Here is a 19,172-nt window from a genome sequence, read left to right on the forward strand (position 1 = left end):
AAGAAGTGTAATCGCGATATTGCATAAGCCCGGACGGTCCCCTGACGATGGATTACATAGACGAACGGGCATCTCGCCTTTTCAGAAACGTCAGGAAGTCAGGTGCCGAATTTCATTCGCGCTGTACCTCGTCATCCCCGTCCACGCTCGCCCATTTCGGCATTGCTGTTGGGCCTGAGTATTTCGCCGCTGTGCGTCGCCGAGTCTTCCGCCCCAGGTCAGGAGGTCTTGCGCCAGCAGCAACAGCAGCAGCGCGATCTGCAGCAACTGCAGTTGGAACAACGTCATCGGCAGCTGCAGCGCGGCAGCTTCAGTGGCGATCCAGCTGCGTCAGCAAAGCCCCAGAGCGTTGCCGTGAATGAGCGTTGCTGGGTCGTGGCCGGGGTGCGCGTCGGGGGAGCGACGCTGATCAATCAGCGCACGCTCGACCAGCGCATCACCCCGTTATTGTCCCTGTGCATGGGGCCGAGCGAGATCAACCGGCTGCTGGCGACCATCACCGAGCTCTACGTGCAAGCGGGTTACATCGCCAGCCGTCCGTACCTGAGCGCTCCGCCAGAAGCGGGGCAATCCCTGGATATTTTGATCGACGAAGGCTATGTCGAATCCATCGAGCTGGCCGACCAGAGCCTGCCCATTGCCCTCGGCGGGGCGTTCCCCGGAATGCTCGGCAAGGCGCTGAACCTGCGAGATCTGGAGCAGGGGCTGGACCAGTTGAACCGCCTGCGCTCCTTCGACCTGAGCGCCGACATCGTCCCCGGCGGCCAGCCCGGCGCGTCGCGAATCAACCTGCGCTCACGTACTAGCGGTGAGTCGCGCTGGGCATTGAACCTGGGCCAGGACAACCTTGGCGGTGCCAGCACCGGACGCGAGCGCGGCACCTTGAGCCTGGTGGTGGATTCGCCGCTGCAGTTAAACGATGTGTTTAGCCTGGGGTTCAGCGACACGCTCAACCACGGCGATCGGTTCAGCCGCAGCGCCAGCCTGTATTACGCCGTGCCGTACGGCTACTGGACCTGGAGCGTTGCGGCCAGCCATGGCGAATACCGGGCGCCGTTCAAACTCGCCTGGCTGCGCCTCAACAGCACCGGCAGCACCGACCAGTTGAGCCTGCGCGCCGATCGGGTGCTGTGGCGTGGCCAAAGCCATCAACTCAGCGCCAACCTGCAGCTGGCGCACAAGGATGTCGACAGTTACCTGGAAGACGCCCGCCTGGCTATTCAGAGCCCGACCCTGACCGTGGCCGAAGCCGGGTTGAACCTGTTCTGGCTCGACAGCGCGGTGTGGAACCTGGACGTCAATTACGCCCAGGGTCTGCGCTGGTTTGGCGCCGACAACGACGCCGACCGGCGCCGCACGCGCGAACCCAAGGCGCAGTTTCGCAAGTACCGCGCCAGCCTCGGCCAGTGGCGCAACGGCCAGCTCCGACAGCAGGCATGGCAGTGGCAGAGCCAGCTCAACCTGCAGTACAGCCCGGACCCGCTGCCGGCCATCGAACAACTGTTGGGCACCGATGATTCAGCGGTGCGCGGCTATCGGGTCAACAGTGCATCCGGTGCCAGTGGCGCCGTCTGGCGCAATACCTTGCGCCTGCCGCTGAGCGCCGATCAACCCCTGCGGATTACCCCGCGCATGAGCCTGGACAGCGGCTGGATCAAACCCGATCGCGAAGCACCCAGCCAACGCCTGAATGGCGCCGGCCTGGGGCTCAACCTCGCCTGGAAAAACCTGCAAGTGGACGTCGATTACCAGCGCAGCCTCAACACGCCTGACGGTTTCAAGGCCGAGCCGGCGACCTGGTTGATGCGCGTCGGGTTGCAGCTATGAGCACCAAAAACTGCCGATGGTCCTGTGCGCGCCAGCCACGGCAGTCCTCCCCACGCGCCGTGACACTGCACTTCAATTGAGAGGTTTTTATGCCTGTACAAAGATTTGCCTTCCATCTATCGCCAAGAGGCCAGCTGCGTTGGGCCATTGCCAGCCTGCTGCTCGTCGCGCCCCTGCCCAACGTGCTGGCCGAGGGCATCGTGGTTGCTCCAGGGCCGGGCGGCATCGCGCAGTTGCAAACAGCCAACGGCGTGCCGATCGTCAACATCGTTGCGCCAAACGGTTCGGGCCTGTCGCATAACCAGTTCCTCGACTACAACGTCGAGCGCCAAGGCGTGGTGCTGAACAACGGCTTGCAGGCCGGCGTGTCGCAGCTGGCCGGGCAACTGGCGGCCAACCCGCAATTTCAGGGGCAGGCGGCGAGCGTGATTCTCAACGAGGTGATCAGCCGCAACGCCTCGACCATCAATGGCACCCAGGAAATCTTCGGCCGTGCCGCCGACTATGTGCTGGCCAATCCCAATGGCCTGTCGGTCAACGGCGGGGGCTTCATCAACACGCCGAACGCGCACCTGGTGGTCGGGCGTCCGGAAGTCATCGACGGCCAGCTGCAGTCCTTGAGCACGCGCAATGTCAGCGGCGAACTGGCGATTGAAGGCGCCGGCCTGCACAACAACGAAGGCTCGATCAACCTGATCGCGCCGCGCATCGACAGTACCGGCAGGATTGCCGCGCGGGATCAGTTGAACGTCACCGTTGGGCGCAATTCGCTGGATTACCCCAGTGGGCGACTGACCTATATCGACCCCAACGGGCACAGCGGTGACGGGCGCATTGATGCGAAGTTGTTCGGCGCGATGCAGGCAGGTCGCATCAACATTGTCAGTACCGCTGATGGGGCGGGTGTGCGGGTGGGGGCGGTCAAGGTCGATGGTCGGGATGGCGTGCAGATTCGTTCGGCTGGGGATCTGGTCATCAGTGGTGAGGCTGCGGGTATTCCGGGTGGGATCATTAGAGCCAGTCTCAGCAGTAGTCAGGGTGATATCGTTCTGAACAGCAGCAAAGACCTCACGTTGGCTGCCACTGATGTGTCCGCCCGTGATATCGAGGCTCATGCTGGACGCAACCTGACGCTGACGACGGTAGAAAGCCAGATGATTCACGAAACTGGCAACGATTTTAAGAAAAAGCCGCTCGGCATCACCTGGCAGACCTTCGAGGAGAAGCAGACCCACACCGAACAACGTCATCACGGCAATCGGGTCACCGGCAGCCGCGACGTGCAACTGTCGTCGGGTGCCGACATGGAAATCAAGGCCTCCAAGGTCAAGGCCGGGCAGCACTTGCAGGCGCAAAGTGCCGGCAACCTGCGCCTCACCGCCGCCACCGAAAGCGTGACGGATACCCATCAGGGCAAGCATCGCAAGTTCCTCTGGAAGGAAAATTGGGAGTCGCGGGAGGAGCAGCAAAACAGCGTCATCACCGAACTGCAGGGCGACAACATCAAGTTGACGGCCGGGAATCTGATGCGCACTGAAGGGGCCAAGCTCGACAGTGATCACGATATCCAGTTGGCCGCAGAGCGGGTGGAGATCACCACCACCAGTCGTACCAATAGCAAGAAGGACGATCGTTACAGCGGTGATCTGGTCGGGGGGGCTTTTTTCGGTGAGAAGGACGAGAAAGGTCAACAGGGAACCTGGCACCAGGGCAGCGCAATCAACGCATCGGGTCGTCTGCTCATCAAGGCCGACGACGTCCACGTGACGGGTAGTCAGGCTCGCGGTGCGGTTGATTCCGCAGTGATCTCCGACGTTGGCTCGCTGGTGATCGATGGGGTAGAGCAAACGTCCCGTTCGTCCACCTACAGGAAGGACAATAAATTCCTCGGTATCGTGCAAAAAGAGACACGCGGTGGCAGCGACAACAGCACCACCCTGCGCAGCAAGTTGAGCTCCGACACCAACCTGACAGTCAAGAGCCGCAAGGATATCGAGGTATTCGGTTCGACCCTCAAGGCGGGCGGCAAGCTGGTCGCCGATGCGCAGGAAGATGTGAATGTGGGCTCGGCGCAGGAAAAGACCAACCGCACAGACGTTACCAAGGATCGCGGCTTTGGCTTCTACGCCGAAGAAAATGCACCGGGCGCCGGTCAATACCGTGCCGGTGTGCGGTATGCGGCCAATGCAAAGACCGAGCGTCTCAGTGAAACCCGCAATGAAAAATCCACCCTCAGTGGCGCCGAACTACTGGTTAATGCTGGCGGTGACCTGAAGGTAAAAGGCGCCGAACTTGAATCCACCGCAGGCGATGTGACACTCAACGGAAACAACGTTGAACTGCTGGCGGATCACCGCAACCGCAGCGACTCGACCGAAACCAGCACCACCGGTAGCGGTATGTACGTTACCGGCGGCCTTGATCGCGTCGGCAGTGGCTCGGAGATCGGGCATTCAACGTCGAAGGACACCTCCAGTAAATCCATCGCCGAAACCACTTCGGTTGAGAGCAGCGGCAAGGTCAACATCAACGCCGTCAAGCTGGTCACTGAAGGCGCACAGGTCACGGGTAACAAGGGCGTGAAACTGGATGCTGACGAGGTTGAAAATCGGGTGGCGGAGAATACTGACAGCAGCATGCGCTCGGAGAGCAAATCCGCGCTCGACGCTGGTATCAACGTTGAAGTCAAGAACATCGCCCGTCCTGTTCTAGAGGTCGTCAAGGATGTGCTTACGGGCAAACTGCCGGACGTGGGGTCACTGGCCGATCTGGGCAAGCCTAACCTCGGGATCGACGTTGCCCTGAACCACAAAAACAGCAGCTTCGATGAGCACAACCGCAACGCACTGGTCAGTCAGTTCACCGGTAACGGCGTGGACGTCAATGTCAAAAACACACTGCGGGACCAGGGGACGCGGTGGGATGCAAACAACGGCCCGTTGAACATCAGCGCCGAGCAATTGATCGCCGACGCGGCTAGCAACACCCACGAGCGTACCGATCGGGCGCTGGACGCCAATCTCGACGTGCGCGTCTACACCACCACTGGCGAAGACGTGAACGTCAACGCTAACGGTGAGGGCGGCAACAAACGCGTCCTCAAGGACACATCCACGGCGGTAGTCGGGCGTTACTCCGGCGACCAGGGTGTGAATATCACTACGGGGGGGAACGCTCGCTTCGAAGGCAGCGAACTGGATGGTGGCAAGGGCGGCGTCAAGGTCGAAACTGGCGGCACCCTGGCGATGAATCAGGCCAATGACCGTCAACGCAGTGAAGACTCCAGCACGCGTGGCAGCGCCTGGTTGAAAGTCGGCACATTACCCGGCGCCGAGGGCACCAACGTCGATGTAGGCGGTGGCGCTCAACTCGACTACAAAAATATCAACACCGACACCAGCCAGGCCCGTGTCGCCAGCATCAAGGGTGCCGGTCCGGTGCAATTGAATAGCGAGGGTGATCAGGTTCATCAGGGCACCAGCATCGAGACGGCAGCCCCGATCGAGCTGATCAGCAACGGCAAGCTTGATCTGCAAGCGGCCACCGACACCGAGCACACCAGCGGGCTCAACTTGGGCGGTGGCCTCAACCTGGGCGGCAGTAAAACCAATGCCGAGGCGAGCAACGAGCGCAAAGGCCTGTTCAACGCCAACCTGAATGCCGGCCGGGTCAATGAAACGACGCGCACCTTGTCAGGCGGCAAGCTCGCCAGCGGGGAACGAATCACTCTGAGCGGCGAATCGATTCGCCTGGAAGGTACGCAACCCACCGCGCCGGACGTGAACTTCATCGCCGGGGAGGGCGGGATCAATCTTGAATCGGCCCAGACGAGCAAGACCCGTGACAACTGGAACGTCGAGCTCAAGGGCGGTGGCAACCTGAGCGGCAGTACGCCGACCGCCGCCGCCGAACCGGGCGCAGTCGCGTCCAGTGATTACGGCTTCAACGGTAAGGTCAAGGTGGGGATCGATAACCTGCGCAACAACACTGCGCAGAACAGCCTGACCAAGGCCGATCGCGTGGTGCTGGAAAGCGCCAGTGATGTGCAACTGGCCGGCGCCCGGATCGATGCCGACGCGGTGAGTGGCAAAGTGGGCGGTGACCTGAAGGTGCAAAGCCGACAGGACCAACTGAACCACAAGCGCTTCGACGTTGACCTGAGCCTGACCGGCACGAAACCCGCGCCGGTCGAACCCGACAGCCTCGCGGCAAACGCCACCCCCAAGGCCTTCGACTACAAGCCGACCCTCAAGTTTGACGGCGAGTACGCCTACAAGGACAGCGTTGGCCAGGCATCCGGCATCAACAGCACCAAGGGCGTAAACCTAGCCGTAAGCGGCGCGACGCAACTGACGGGCGCGCGCATCGCCTCGCCAGAAGGTCGCGTTGATCTGGGCGACTCCAAAGTCGGCACCACGACCTTGAGCAACCTCGATCACCGGATCAAGGCCGGCCTGGAACTGCCACAAAAAGCGGCAACCGAAGGCGTCAAACCCGAGCTGCCAACCAGCGACCTGCAAACCCTCACTTTCGGCCCAGCCACAGTAGGCAGCCGATTCGACACCCAGTCGCTGCAGGCGGGCGTTGACGAGGGCAACCTCTAACCCGCGCGCTGTAGGAGCAAAGCTTGCTCGCGATGGCGGAGTTGAAAACGACAGGGATGTCGTCCCAACCCCACTCTTAAGAACGCCGCCCTGTAGCAGCTGGCGAAGCCTGCGTCCGAGGACGAAGTACTCGCAATCCCGTTCAGATCCAATGATCTCGCCTGCATCCAGCAAAGAATTGAAACATTGGGAAATCTCCCACAATCATTTCAGAAATATCCCACCCAAACACCCCAAATCTCCCGGTAGGGTCTACATCCGCCCAGCATCCCGCTGAAGGCACCTCCAAGGACGAGCGAACCATGACCAGAAAGGCCGTTATCGTATTCAGCGGTGGACAAGACTCAACCACCTGCTTGATTCATGCCCTGCCGATGTACGATGAAATTCACTGCATTACCTTTGATTATGGCCAGCGGCATCGCGCCGAAATTGCGGTGGCGCAACAGCTCTCCAGGCATTTCGGAATAACAATACACAAGGTGTTAGACACTTCACTTCTAAATGAATTGGCAATCAGCAGTTTGACGCGTGACCATATACCGATTGCAAAAAGCACAGGATGCGGTGTGCCCGAGACGTTTGTACCGGGCAGGAATATCCTGTTTCTCACTCTGGCTTCAATTTATGCCTATCAGGTGGGAGCTGAGGCTGTCATCACAGGTGTAAGTGAAGCAGAAAGCTCTGGTTATCCTGATTGCGGTGAAGAATTTGTCAGGGTTTTGAACAGTGCTATTCAGTTGGGTATGGACTATAAAATTCGGATTGAGACGCCATTGATGAAGCTCAACAAGGCGGAGACGTGGGCTTTGGCCGACTATTATGGGCAGTTGGAGCTGGTGCGTGATCAAACGCTGACTTGTTACAATGGCATTGTCGGGGGTGGATGCGGTGAATGCGACTCGTGTCATTTGCGTGCAAATGGTTTGAGCGCATATATATCGGATAGAGAAAATCATGCAAGAAGATTAACAGTAAAATTGGATCTATAGGTTTGATATGAGGTGTGATCGCAACCAGGCGACGTCACACCTTTTTTCTGATGTTATGCAGGCTCTGGGCTGGATAAAAACCTTTTGAATAAAGACCTTGCCCAGTACGCAGGTAGAATATTGAAAATAGCGAAGCACATTTTTATAGCTATCTGGACATATGCGATTTTCAGGATGTCACTGTTTTCCATTGCGCCGTGAAATGCAATAAAACAGAAAATGAAGCTGTCTATTGTTGCAGCGAAAACCGTGCTGAAGAACACGCGTAAAAATAGAAATTTTGAGTTGGTCAGTTCTTTTATTTTGCATAAATGATATGAGTTTACGTATTCAGAAAAAAGGAAAGAGATGCAGGAAGCTACTAGTGCTGATGAAACATGTGAGATTACTTCGGTATAGGGTTCGTCTAGTTTCCAATCGGGTAGACCCGGAAGAAAGCTGGTTGCGCTTAGCAGCAGGATAATGAATGCATTGCTCGCAAAGGCGAACCAGATTGCACGCCGTGCAAGTCTAAGCCCGTAAGACTCGTTCAGAATGTCGACCACCAGAAAGGTCAAAGGGTATAAAAATACTCCCGGTGTAACTACGATATCCAGGGGCTCTATAAATACCAGTTTGGTCGCGGCAATGTTCGTGAATATGAAAAGCGCGAAAAGTAGCAGATTAAGTCCAACGTAGGTCATCCACGATCTTTCGTGGCGACCAGTGATCTCATAGGTGGTGAGTGCAGAACCGCCTGAATAATACTTTCTGTATATGTCCTTGACTTCTTGCTTGTTTAGATTGTCAATGATCTCGCTTCTCAATATTTCGCCAATCTTTATTTTCAGAATTTTCCCGGTAGACATTACCATCACTATGACCAGATTTTTCGGTTTTTCAAAACCTAATAGCTTGTATTTACTGTTTTCAGCTTCAATAATCATTGAACCGCTCCTCAAGAATATCTCCGATAATGAAATCAGAGCCAGATTCGCAATGGCTGCTTTGTGTTATGTTGAGTAGTTTGGTGGTTTTGTTGCAGGTGAGCATCTCCACTTGTCCACTGGTTGAGCCGCGTCTGATGATCAAGATATCTCCAGGTTCGTAGACTCCTGAAATAGATTTCTCGAGGAGCACCCCTATCACGTTACAGGCTGTACCGAAGTAATAGGTCAGCGGATGCGTGATGGTCAATTCACCGATTCTCTTGTCCAGGCTGTGAATCAGTGAGCTTTCTTTGATAATAGGCACTGCGGCTGGGTTCATATTCCCATGGGGTGCCACGCTGCTTTCGACTATTTCCTTTTCTTGAAAATCTATTGTTTCTATCTCTTTGTACGAAACGCCGAAGAAATCCGATATTTTACGAATAGTGGATTGCTGTACGTTTACAACCCTGCCTTCCAGTATGTTGTAAATAGTCGTACGGGTTAATCCGCTGGAATTGCACAATGAAAGCCGCGTTTCTCCACGACTCTTGATCAGGTACTTGATGTTATTTTTTAGCTTTTCTGTTCTATCTTTCTTGTGCATTAGATGTTTACCATTTTTTGTTGCTGTCGTAAGCCGAGCGTAAGTGATGATTGGTTTGAGTGCGGCATCCTACACACTTACTTGAGAAACAAAAAAGGTAATTTTCATAGGGGTGGAATTGCGGTGGAAGTTTTTCAGCTGTTGTTGGTAGGTGCAAGTGGTCGGGCGTAAGATGCTTCCTACAACGTTTGGTGAAGTTTCTGACAGAGGTTTTGAAGGTGTGCGAAACCATCTCTGGTTTGCAATCGTATTTAGTAAAGTCTGGGCGCCCAATGATTGCTCAGGTGTGAATCATTTAATTACACAGATGTTCAGTTTTTTGATTAATTAAAGTGATTTTTCTGGTAATAAATCTACCTGTAAGCCACGTACGGCCGTCAATCCGATATGAGTTGATAGCGAGAGACTGGCACTGTCTCAACCTTGCAAGGAGCTACGGCATGAAAAAGGCCATTCCAACCGTAAACAAGACGTTAGATCTTCCAGCTGACGCCGCCGGTCTGTCCAAACCCACAAAAGTCTCGGAACAACTGGTCAGCGTGCCCCTACGCAATCCCGCCCGCCCCGAACCAGCCAGCCATTTCTTCGCCGTGGTTCCGGATGTTGATACCGAGTCCATGCTCTGTCACGCCTCGGAAACCCTGGCCTCACTCAGCGTAATGGCCACTGACCTCGCCCGAGAGCTCGAAGGCCCAAGACGCCATGTGATTCTGGCCATCCAACAGCTGTCCGCACTCAGCGAACTACTGGTCAACCGCGCGCTGGACAACCTGCATCCGCCGGTGGGGTCGTCTGAAACACCAGCCAACCGTCAACGCTGAATGTTGCGTTCCCATACCTATGGAGGTTTTTCATCATGGATCGATACATGCCTGTCACCGGCATCGATTGCCTCATCCCATCGTTGCTGATCGACACTCAAGCGCCCTTGGACGTGCTGCATCAAACTGCTGCTTATCGCATTCGGACCGCGACGCAACTGCTGGAAAGCATTGCGTTCGGTGAGGGTGTGCACAGCGAGCTGGCACGAGTGTTAGTGACATCGCTGCGCGACGGCTGTGATTTGCTGGATGTTGTCGGTCGTCGGCTGCAGGGGCAGGTTTGCGTCTAAAACGGGCGCCTTTTGGCGTGCGCTCATTAGCGCGAGCGAGCTTGCTCGCGATGAATTCAAATGCGCTGGGTTTAGCCAGGATGCACGCGTTATCGTTTGCGCCCATCGCGAGCAAGCTTTGCTCCCACCGATTGGTGGCGCGCCGCACTGTAGGAGCTGCCGAGTGCAACGAGGCTGCGATCTTTTGATCTATTGCACCCAACGCCCCGGCGTCACCCCGGCCATCTCCCGAAAAAACGCAATAAACGCACTATCACTGCCAAACCCCAACTCAAAGCAGTAATACCCAATATTGCGCCCCGTCGACAGCAATTCCATGGCGCGCATCAGGCGCCACTGTTGACGCCATTGCTGATAACTCATGCCGGTCTCGCGCTGGAAGATCCGCGCAATGGTGCGGCTGCTGGCACCTATCTGCGTCTGCAACACCTGAAGTTCGGGCGGCAGTTGTTCCATGTTTGTCAGCAGCGGCGCCAGGCGTTTGTCCCAGGGCAATGGCAACAGCATGGGCTGGCGCACGGCATCGCGGATCTCACCCAGGCACAGGCCAAGCAGATGAACGTACTTCCCCTCATGCCAATCGGTGTCGAAATCCGCAAACGCGATCGGCTCCAGAACTGCCCTGAGCAGCGGGCTGACCTCAATCACGCACACCTGCTGTCGCAGCTTGGCGCACACGTCCGGGTTCAGGTAAATCGAGCGGTAATCGACGCTCTGCTGCATCGCGAGCAGGCTCGCTCCCACAGGGGCTCAATCGAGTTCAAGGGATGTGCACGATCAACAAGCGCAGCGCGCCGGCTTGATGCCTTGGTCGGCCCGAAGGCCGCCACGGCCCGTTTTTTGATCGCGGACGCCCCGTTAACCACGCTGGCCGAACGCAGGTATTGTGGAGCGGGTAAACCGGCAAGGATGCCGGTTTAGCTGCGTTGGGCCATGGATGGCCCGTCGCAGCGGCCCGCGGAGCAATGCCGCAGTGAGGGCACACCGAGCCTAGGCGAGGTGCCGAGTGGTGGGGCAAGAAGCCCTTGGTTACTTGGGGCTGTTCCAAGTGACCCGCTGTAAAAGCGGAACCAATAGAAGCCGTTACCGCAGCAATGGATATGCACGAAGAAGCAAGATCAAAAGATCGCAGCCTCGTTTCACTCGACAGCTCCTACAGGAAACGGAGTGACCCGCTGTAAAAGCGGAACCAGTAGAGGCCGTGACCGCAGAAATGGATATGTACACAAAGCCAAGATCAAAAGATCGCAGCCTCGTTTCACTCGACAGCTCCTACAGGTTTGCTCCCGCAGATCAAATCAGGCACACCGCCAGGCCAATCTTCAAACCCGCTCGAAAATCGCCGCAATCCCCTGGCCACCGCCAATGCACATCGTCACCAACGCATAGCGCCCGTTGATCCGGTGCAACTCATGAATCGCCTTGGTCGCAATAATCGCCCCCGTCGCGCCCACCGGATGCCCCAGCGCAATCCCCGAACCATTGGGATTAACCTTGGCCGGATCCAGATCCAGCTCCTGGCTGACCGCGCAAGCCTGGGCGGCGAAGGCAATGTTGGCCTCAACCACATCCATATCCTGCACCGACAACCCTGCACGCTTGAGCGCCAGACGCGTCGCAGGAATCGGTCCCAGGCCCATCAGCTCCGGCTCCACACCCGCGTGGGCATAGCTGACCAACCGCGCAAGGGGACGCAGGCCGTTGCGCTGAACCGCATCACCCGTCGCCATCACCAACGCCGCCGCACCGTCGTTCAACCCCGAAGCGTTGCCCGCCGTCACCGAACCGTCCTTCTTGAACGCCGGCTTCATCTGCGCCAGCTGCTCCAGAGTCGTCGCGCGCGGATGTTCATCGACATTGAACAGCTTGGTTTCCTTGCGCCCCTGGATTTCTACCGCAGCAATCTGCTCATTGAAATAACCATTGGCAATCGCAAACGCCGCGCGTTTTTGATCTTCAAGCGCCAGGGCATCCTGCATCTCGCGGGTGATGCCATTGCGCGCCGCGACGTTCTCGGCGGTGATGCCCATGTGAATGCCATGGAACGGGTCATGCAGGATGCCCAGCATGTAGTCGATCGCCTGCACATTGCCCATGCGCGCGCCCCAGCGTGCCGACGGCAGCAGGTACGGCCCACGGCTCATGGACTCGGCGCCAGCGCCGATGGCGATTTCCGCATCGCCGAGCAACAGCGTCTGCGCGGCGCTGATGATCGCCTGCAAACCGGAGCCGCACAGACGGTTGACGTTGTAGGCGGGGGTCTCCTTGGGGATGCCGGCGTTCATCGCCGCGACCCGGGAAATGTAGGCGTCGCGGGTTTCGGTCGGGATCACGTTACCCATCACGAGGTGGCCAACCTGCGCCGGATCGACGCCAGACCGTTGCAACGCGGCCTTGACCGCAGTGGTCGCCAGATCGGCCGGCGGCACGTCCTTCAGCGATCCGCCAAAGGTACCAATGGCGGTGCGGGCGGCGCTGACGACAAAAACTTCTGGAGTGTTCATGAGGCGGTTCCTTTGGACGGATTCTTATCAGTGCTGCGATTGAGCAGTGCGTTCAGCGCGATTTGCGCTTCCTGAGTATTCAGGCGTTCGATGAACAGCAGGTTTTCCTGGTGAATGGTGGCTTGCAATTCCGCCTGCGAGGCCTGCTTGAGCAGTTGCCGGGACTGCCGCAACGCCCCTTGGGGCAACGCCAGCAGGTGCTGGGCCAGTTGCCGGGCGGCGGTCAGGCATTGCGCGCCATCGTCGAACAATTCATTGGCCAGGCCCCACTGCACGGCTTCGGCACCGGACAGGGTTTCACCTAACAATAGCAACCGGGCGGCCCGGGCGTGGCCTAGGAGGCGCGGCAGCAGCAGGGTGGCGCCAAATTCCGGGCACAGGCCGATGTTGACGAATGGCATGCGCAGCTTGGCGCTGCGGCTGACCAATACCTGATCGCAGTGCAGCAGCAAAGTGGTGCCGATGCCGATGGCCGCCCCGCACACCGCCGCAATCAACGGAGTCTGCAGGTGGGTGACGACTTTCATCAGGCGAAACGCCGGGGCGTCCAGATGAGTCGGCGGGTTCTGCAGGAAATCCACCAGGTCATTGCCGCTGGTGAAACAGCGGTCGCCGCCGGTGATGATGACCACCCCGACAGCGGGGTCCTCGTCTGCGGCCAGCAACAGGTCGGCCAGCTGCGTATACATGGCGTTATTCAGGGCGTTGAGCTTGTCGGGACGGGCAAACGTCAGCGTCAGTACGCCGGCGCTGCGGTCCTGCTGGATCAAGTCGTTCATGAGCGGCTCTGGTTGATCGGTGCATTGATCACTCTAAGCGCGGGACGTGCGCGCAGCTATGACAAAACGGGTCAACGAATCTGCTTCTTTTTGCCATGTTTTGGCGTCATCAGGGCCGCCAGGGTCGCCACACACCCATTCGGGGTATGGTGCACTTTGGCAAATCGCTCGATAGTGGATTCATCCGGTCATTCAGAACGGAACCCGCTTGATAAGGTGAATTTGCCATGCGCAAGGCTTTCAAGTTGATGTTCAGTGTGCTCCTTGTTCCTTTGTCACTCAGCGTCCATGGCGCCGAAGTCGATGGTGCCAAAACGCTGCGGTTGTATAACTGGGCGGATTACATTGGCGAAAAAACCATTTCCGACTTCGAAAAGGCCAGCGGCATCAAGGTCATCTACGACACCTTCGACGCCTACGAAACGGTCCAGGCGAAGTTGCTTACCGGGCATTCCGGGTATGACCTGGTGGTGCTCAACGCGTCCCTCGCGCCCCCGTTGATCCAGGCCAAAGTGTTCCAGCCGCTGGACAAGAAATTACTGCCGGGCTGGACCAACCTCGACCCCAAGGTCCTGCAGGACTTGCAGGGCTATGATGCCGGCACCCAGTATTCCGCGCCCTACACCTGGGGCAGTAACGGCATCACCTATAACGTCGACAAGATCAAGGAGCGTATGCCGGACGCGCCGATCGGCTCGCTGGCGATGATCTTCGATCCGAAGATCGTCTCGCGTTTCGCCGACTGCGGCGTGACCCTGGTGGATGCACCGACCGAAGTGATTCCCTTGGCCCTGAAGTACCTTGGCCGCGACCCGCGTAGTGCCGCGCCAGCTGACCTCAAGGCCGCGCAGGAGCTGCTGCTGTCGGTGCGCCCCTACATTCGCAAGTTCGACTCGGTCAACTACCTGACCAGCCTGCCCAATGGCGATGTGTGCATGGCCATGACCTGGTCCGGCGACTACGCCACGGCCATGGCCCGCGCCGAAGAGGCCAAGCTCAAGATCAACCTGGCGTACTTCATTCCCAAGGAAGGCTCGCTGATCTGGTTCGACAACATGTACATCCCGGCTGACGCGCCGCATGTGGCTAACGCGCACAAGTTCCTCGACTACCTGATGCAGCCCCAGGTCATGGCCGACGTCACCGACTATATCCACTACGCCAACAGCAACGCGGCTGCCACGCCGCTGTTGAACGCCGAGGTGCGTAACAACCCGGCGATCTACCCCGATGACGCCACCCGCGAGCGCCTGTTTCCGCAGAAGACCCAGGACGCCAAGGACATGCGCGCCATGACGCGGGTCTGGAGCACGGTAAAAAGCGGGATTTGATTCGTTCAACTATTCGGTTTGAGGATTTAACTATGGCTAAGCAGATTCTGTCCGCCGCTGAAGAGTCGCGGCTGGTCAAGGCCGACAAGGCCCACTACATGCACGGCTATCACATGTTCGACGAACACGCCGAGCAGGGTTCACTGAACATTGTTGCCGGTGACGGCGCGTACATTTTTGACACCCAGGGCAATCGCTTTCTCGACGCCGTGGGCGGCATGTGGTGCACCAACATCGGTCTCGGACGCGAGGAAATGGCCCTGGCGATCGCCGATCAGGTGCGCCAGCTGGCCTATTCGAACCCGTTCTGCGACATGTCCAACAACGTCGCGATCCAGCTATGCGAGAAGCTCGCCAGCCTGGCGCCCGGTGATCTCGATCATGTGTTCCTGACTACTGGCGGCTCCACCGCGGTGGACACTGCTTATCGGCTGATCCAGTACTACCAGAACTGCCGCGGCAAGCCGGAAAAAAAGCACATCATCGCCCGCTACAACGCCTATCACGGCTCGACGACCCTGACCATGTCGATCGGCAACAAAGCCGCCGACCGCGTTCCGGAATTCGACTACGCCCACGACCGCATCCACCACGTGTCCAACCCCAATCCCTACCGCGCACCGGACGGCATGGACGAGGCGCAGTTCCTCGAGTTCCTGGTCAAGGAGTTCGAAGACAAGATCCTTTCTATTGGCGCGGACCAGGTGGCGGGATTTTTCGCCGAACCGATCATGGGCTCGGGCGGGGTGATCATTCCGCCCAAGGGCTACCTCAAGCGCATGTGGGAAGTCTGCCAGCGCTACGACATCCTGTTTGTCGCCGACGAAGTGGTTACCTCGTTCGGGCGCCTGGGCAAGTTCTTTGCTTCGTGGGACCTGTTCGAGGTGCAGCCGGACATCATCACCACCGCCAAGGGCCTGACCTCGGCCTATCTGCCGCTGGGTGCCTGCATCTTTTCCGAGCGCATCTGGAAAGTCATCGCCGAGCCGGGCAAGGGCCGTTGCTTCAGCCACGGTTTTACCTATAGCGGGCATCCGGTGTGCTGCACGGCGGCACTGAAGAACATCGAAATCATCGAGCGCGAGCAGCTGCTGGAACACGTCGACGTGGTTGGCGCGTATCTGGAGGAGCGCCTGGCAACCCTCGCTGACCTGCCGCTGGTGGGCGATGTACGCTGCCTGAAGTTCATGGCCTGCGTCGAGTTCGTGGCGGACAAGCGCACCAAGGCGCTGTTTGCCGACGAGATCAACATTGGCGAGCGGATTCACTCTCGGGCGCAGTCCAAAGGCTTGCTGGTGCGCCCGATCATGCACCTCAACGTCATGTCGCCGCCGTTGATCCTGACCTGCGCCCAGGTTGATGAAATCGTCGAGACCCTGCGCGAATGCATTCTTGAAGTGGCGGCCGAACTGCAGGCGAGCGGGCAGTACCAGGGCCAATGATTTTACCCAACAGGCTGTTACCGGGAGCCGGCTCACCCGCTAGACTGCGGGGCATGAGCAAACCACACGACGACACGCTGATCGCATTGCCCTTCGGGGCATTGCACAAATGGCACGAGCAAATGCGCGAGGCGTTTGCGCATGTCGATGCCGCTGATGCGCTGCATTACCTGGCGTCGGCCCTGGAACACCTGGTCGGCATCGAATCGGTGATGATCAGTCTGGAACATCGCGACCGGCCGCCGCAGTTGCTGTATCAGCGGGGCATTGCGCAGCAGTATCAGGTGTCGATTCTTGATCGCTATTTTTCCGGCGGCTACTTGCTTGATCCGTTCTGCCTGGCGGTGGAGCAGGGCCTGGCGCAGGGTTTTTACCATCTGGAGGAAATCGCCCCGGACGATTTTTTCGACAGCGAGTATTACCGCACTTATTACCTGAAGGCCGGGTGTTCGGAGGACAGTTACTACATTGTCGATACGGGTAACGCGACGAAGATTTCGGTCAGCCTGTTCCAGGGCTTCGGCGGGGAAAGCCTGCGCGGCGACCAGCTGAATCTGCTGCGCGCGGTGGAGCCGCTGGTGCGTGAGTTCATCAGTGAGTTCAGCTTGCGGGGCATGCAGCGCATTGCTGCGGTGCAGATGCCGCAGGATGCGGGTTTGCGGGATGATCTCAAGCTGCGGGTGCAATCGGCATTCGAGCATTTCGGCTGCGACCTGCTGACCGAACGCGAGCGCGAGGTGGCGCACATGGTGCTGCGCGGGCACTCGGTGAAGTCCACGGCCAGCGAATTGGGGATCTCACCGGAGACGGTGCGCATGCATCGCAAGAATCTGTACCTGAAGCTGGAGGTGGGCTCGCAGTCGGAGTTGTTTGCCTTGTTTATCGAGTGGTTGCGGGGGCACTAAAAGTCAAAAGATCGCAGCCTGCGGCAGCTCCTACGGTGACCGTGTATCCCTGTAGGAGCTGCCGAAGGCTGCGATCTTTTGATCTTGAAACTCAATCCTCGCGTTTTACCACCAGGGTCAGAATGTCATAGCTGGCCACCAACTCACCCAATTGGTTGGTCACCTCCACATCCCACGCCACCACCCCTTGCGGGATACCCTGCGGGCTCTTCTTGCCCTGGTCGATCTTGCGCTTGCAAGTCAGGCGCGCCTGGATCGTGTCGCCAATCCCCACCGGAGTGATAAAGCGCAAGGTATCCAGCCCGTAGTTGGCCAGCACCGGCCCCGGCGCAGGGGAAACGAACAGGCCTGCTGCCGCCGACAGCACGAAATAACCGTGGGCGATGCGCTTGCCGAATTGCGATTCCTTGGCGGCGATGTCGTCGAAGTGCATGTAGAAGTGATCGCCGGACAGGCAGCCGAAGTTCACCAGGTCCGCCTCGGTCACGGTGCGGCGGTGGGTCAGCAACGACTCACCGATCTGCAGGTCCTGGAAGAACCGGCGGAACGGATGCACCTCGGTTTCGATGACCTTGGCGCCCCGCACATATTCACCGGTAACCGCCGCCAGCATGGTTGGCGAACCTTGCACTGCCGCGCGTTGCAGATAGTGCTTCACCGCGCGCAGGCCACCCAGTTCCTCACCACCGCCAGCCCGGCCAGGACCACCATGCTTGAGTTGTGGCAGGGGTGAACCGTGGCCAGTGGATTCGGCGGCGGATTCGCGGTCCAGCACCAGCAGGCGACCGTGCCAGGCGGCTGCCACCGGAATCGCTTTGGCGGCAATGTGCGGGTCCTTGGTGATCAGGCTGGCGACCAGGCTGCCTTTGCCGCGAGCCGCCAGGACCAGGGCTTCGTCCAGATCGTCGTAAGCCATCAGGGTGCTGACCGGGCCGAACGCCTCGATGTCATGCGCGCCACCTTCGGCGTGCGGATCGCGGGCCTGCAGCAGGGTCGGCGCGAAAAACGCGCCCTGATCAACGTTCTCCCCACGCGGTTCAAAACCGTCCTTGGCGCCGAACAGCAAGTCACTGCTTTGCAGCAGACTTTCCAGGCGCTCGGCGACGTCTTTCTGCTGATCGTGGGAAGCCAGCGCGCCCATGCGCACGCCTTCCACCGACGGGTCGCCGACCACGACTTTGCGCAAGCGCTCGCGCAGCCGGGTGGCCACCGCATCGATGTGTTTGGCCGGAACGATCGCGCGGCGGATGGCGGTGCATTTCTGCCCGGCCTTGGTGGTCATCTCCCGGACCACTTCCTTGATGAACAGCTCGAACTCTTCATCATCCGGAGTGACATCCGGGGCGAGGATCGCGCAATTCAGCGAGTCGGCCTCGGCATTGAACGGCACCGAGTTGCGGATCAGGCTCGGGTTGACCCGCAGCTTGGCCGCAGTGTCGGCGGAGCCAGTGAAGGTCACGACGTCCTGGCCTTGCAGGCGGTCGAGCAGGTCGCCGGTGCCGCCGATCACCAGTTGCAGGCTGCCCGCCGGGAGCAGGCCGGACTCGTCCATCAGGCGCACCACGGCTTCAGTCAGGTAGCTGGTGGCACTGGCCGGTTTGACGATGCACGGCATGCCGGCGAGAAAACTCGGTGCAAACTTTTCCAACATGCCCCAGATCGGAAAGTTGAAGGCGTTGATATGCACTGCCAGGCCGCCGCGAGGCACGAGGATATGCGTGCCGGCAAAGGTCCCGAGTTTGCTCAGTTGCATCGCCGGGCCTTCGTGGACGATGTTGCCCGACGGCAATTCCCGCGAACCGAGGCTGGCGTAGGTGAAGAGGGTGCTGTTGCCGCCTTCGATGTCGATCCAGCTGTCGGCACGGGTCGCGCCGCTGTGGTGGGAGATCGCGTAGAGCTGTTCCTTGCGCTCGCTCAGGTACAAGGCCAGGGCCTTGAGGCGCTGGGCCCGCTGCTGGAAATCCAGCGCCATCAGCCCGCTGATGCCCTCGCGACGGCCGTGCTCCACGGCTTCGGCGAAGTCCGGACGTTCCTCGTGGGTGCGGGCAATTTCATGGCCGTCGATAGCGCTGCGCAGTATCTGGGCACCGTGTTGACCGATCCAGCGACCGGCGATGAAACTTTGCAGGGTAGGGGCGTGCTGTGTAGGTGTAGAGGACATC

General features: G+C 58.8%; 13 protein-coding genes and 1 pseudogene. 8 read left to right on the top strand and 6 right to left on the bottom strand.

Going from position 1 to position 19,172, the window contains the following annotated elements; all coding sequences use genetic code 11:
- The first annotated feature begins 102 nt into the window (after positions 1–102).
- The 3 genes from ACYZTK_RS23750 to queC all read left to right on the top strand — a co-directional run bounded on the left by ACYZTK_RS23750 (position 103) and on the right by queC (position 7,423).
- Positions 103–1,827, top strand: coding sequence for a ShlB/FhaC/HecB family hemolysin secretion/activation protein (locus tag ACYZTK_RS23750; RefSeq protein WP_462012049.1), 1,725 nt, complete (start codon positions 103–105; stop codon positions 1,825–1,827).
- Positions 1,828–1,916: 89 nt separating this feature from the next.
- Positions 1,917–6,431, top strand: coding sequence for a hemagglutinin repeat-containing protein (locus ACYZTK_RS23755; protein ID WP_462012050.1), 4,515 nt, complete (start codon positions 1,917–1,919; stop codon positions 6,429–6,431).
- A 302-nt stretch (positions 6,432–6,733) separates the two neighbouring features.
- Positions 6,734–7,423, top strand: a complete 690-nt coding sequence (gene queC, locus ACYZTK_RS23760; protein ID WP_462012051.1) for a 7-cyano-7-deazaguanine synthase QueC — start codon at positions 6,734–6,736, stop codon at positions 7,421–7,423.
- Positions 7,424–7,476: 53 nt separating this feature from the next.
- Here queC and ACYZTK_RS23765 read toward each other — a convergent pair whose 3' ends face one another.
- Positions 7,477–8,349: a queuosine precursor transporter gene (locus tag ACYZTK_RS23765; RefSeq protein WP_462012052.1), complete on the bottom strand. Its 873-nt coding sequence runs from the start codon at positions 8,347–8,349 to the stop codon at positions 7,477–7,479.
- A complete protein-coding gene (locus tag ACYZTK_RS23770) occupies positions 8,339–8,938 on the bottom strand; it encodes a helix-turn-helix transcriptional regulator (protein WP_462012053.1) in 600 nt (199 codons plus the stop codon). Before ACYZTK_RS23770 ends, ACYZTK_RS23765 begins: the two co-directional genes overlap by 11 nt.
- Before the next feature lie 440 nt (positions 8,939–9,378).
- Between ACYZTK_RS23770 and ACYZTK_RS23775 the strand changes: the two genes are divergently transcribed.
- Positions 9,379–9,759, top strand: a complete 381-nt coding sequence (locus tag ACYZTK_RS23775; protein WP_462012054.1) for a DUF6124 family protein — start codon at positions 9,379–9,381, stop codon at positions 9,757–9,759.
- 35 nt (positions 9,760–9,794) lie between these two features.
- Positions 9,795–10,049, top strand: a complete 255-nt coding sequence (locus tag ACYZTK_RS23780) for a hypothetical protein (RefSeq protein WP_462012055.1) — start codon at positions 9,795–9,797, stop codon at positions 10,047–10,049.
- A 189-nt stretch (positions 10,050–10,238) separates the two neighbouring features.
- Here ACYZTK_RS23780 and ACYZTK_RS23785 read toward each other — a convergent pair.
- The 3 genes and pseudogenes from ACYZTK_RS23785 to ACYZTK_RS23795 form a co-directional block, all read right to left on the bottom strand.
- Positions 10,239–10,772, bottom strand: a pseudogene (locus tag ACYZTK_RS23785) (AraC family transcriptional regulator); the annotation flags it as partial.
- A 599-nt stretch (positions 10,773–11,371) separates the two neighbouring features.
- Entirely contained in the window at positions 11,372–12,553 is a 1,182-nt protein-coding gene (locus tag ACYZTK_RS23790; protein ID WP_462012056.1) for an acetyl-CoA C-acyltransferase family protein, read from the bottom strand.
- The gene (locus ACYZTK_RS23795; RefSeq protein ID WP_462012057.1) at positions 12,550–13,332 is read right to left on the bottom strand and encodes an enoyl-CoA hydratase; all 783 of its coding nucleotides are present in this window, start codon (positions 13,330–13,332) and stop codon (positions 12,550–12,552) included. Before ACYZTK_RS23795 ends, ACYZTK_RS23790 begins: the two co-directional genes overlap by 4 nt.
- Positions 13,333–13,580: 248 nt before the next feature.
- Between ACYZTK_RS23795 and ACYZTK_RS23800 the strand changes: the two genes are divergently transcribed.
- From ACYZTK_RS23800 to ACYZTK_RS23810, 3 genes are read left to right on the top strand one after another with little or no spacing between them, the layout of a single operon-like run.
- Positions 13,581–14,663 (top strand): polyamine ABC transporter substrate-binding protein, encoded by a 1,083-nt coding sequence (locus ACYZTK_RS23800; RefSeq protein WP_462014962.1) that lies wholly within the window; start codon positions 13,581–13,583, stop codon positions 14,661–14,663.
- A 32-nt stretch (positions 14,664–14,695) separates the two neighbouring features.
- Positions 14,696–16,105, top strand: coding sequence for an aminotransferase (locus ACYZTK_RS23805; RefSeq protein WP_462012058.1), 1,410 nt, complete (start codon positions 14,696–14,698; stop codon positions 16,103–16,105).
- A gap of 53 nt (positions 16,106–16,158) precedes the next feature.
- Entirely contained in the window at positions 16,159–17,010 is an 852-nt protein-coding gene (locus ACYZTK_RS23810) for a helix-turn-helix transcriptional regulator (RefSeq protein ID WP_462012059.1), read from the top strand.
- A gap of 91 nt (positions 17,011–17,101) precedes the next feature.
- On the opposite strand, the gene paaZ is transcribed toward ACYZTK_RS23810, so the two are convergent.
- Entirely contained in the window at positions 17,102–19,171 is a 2,070-nt protein-coding gene (paaZ, locus tag ACYZTK_RS23815; RefSeq protein WP_462012060.1) for a phenylacetic acid degradation bifunctional protein PaaZ, read from the bottom strand.
- Position 19,172: the final 1 nt, after the last annotated feature.

It is taken from the genome of Pseudomonas sp. LB3P31 (genome assembly GCF_054897945.1).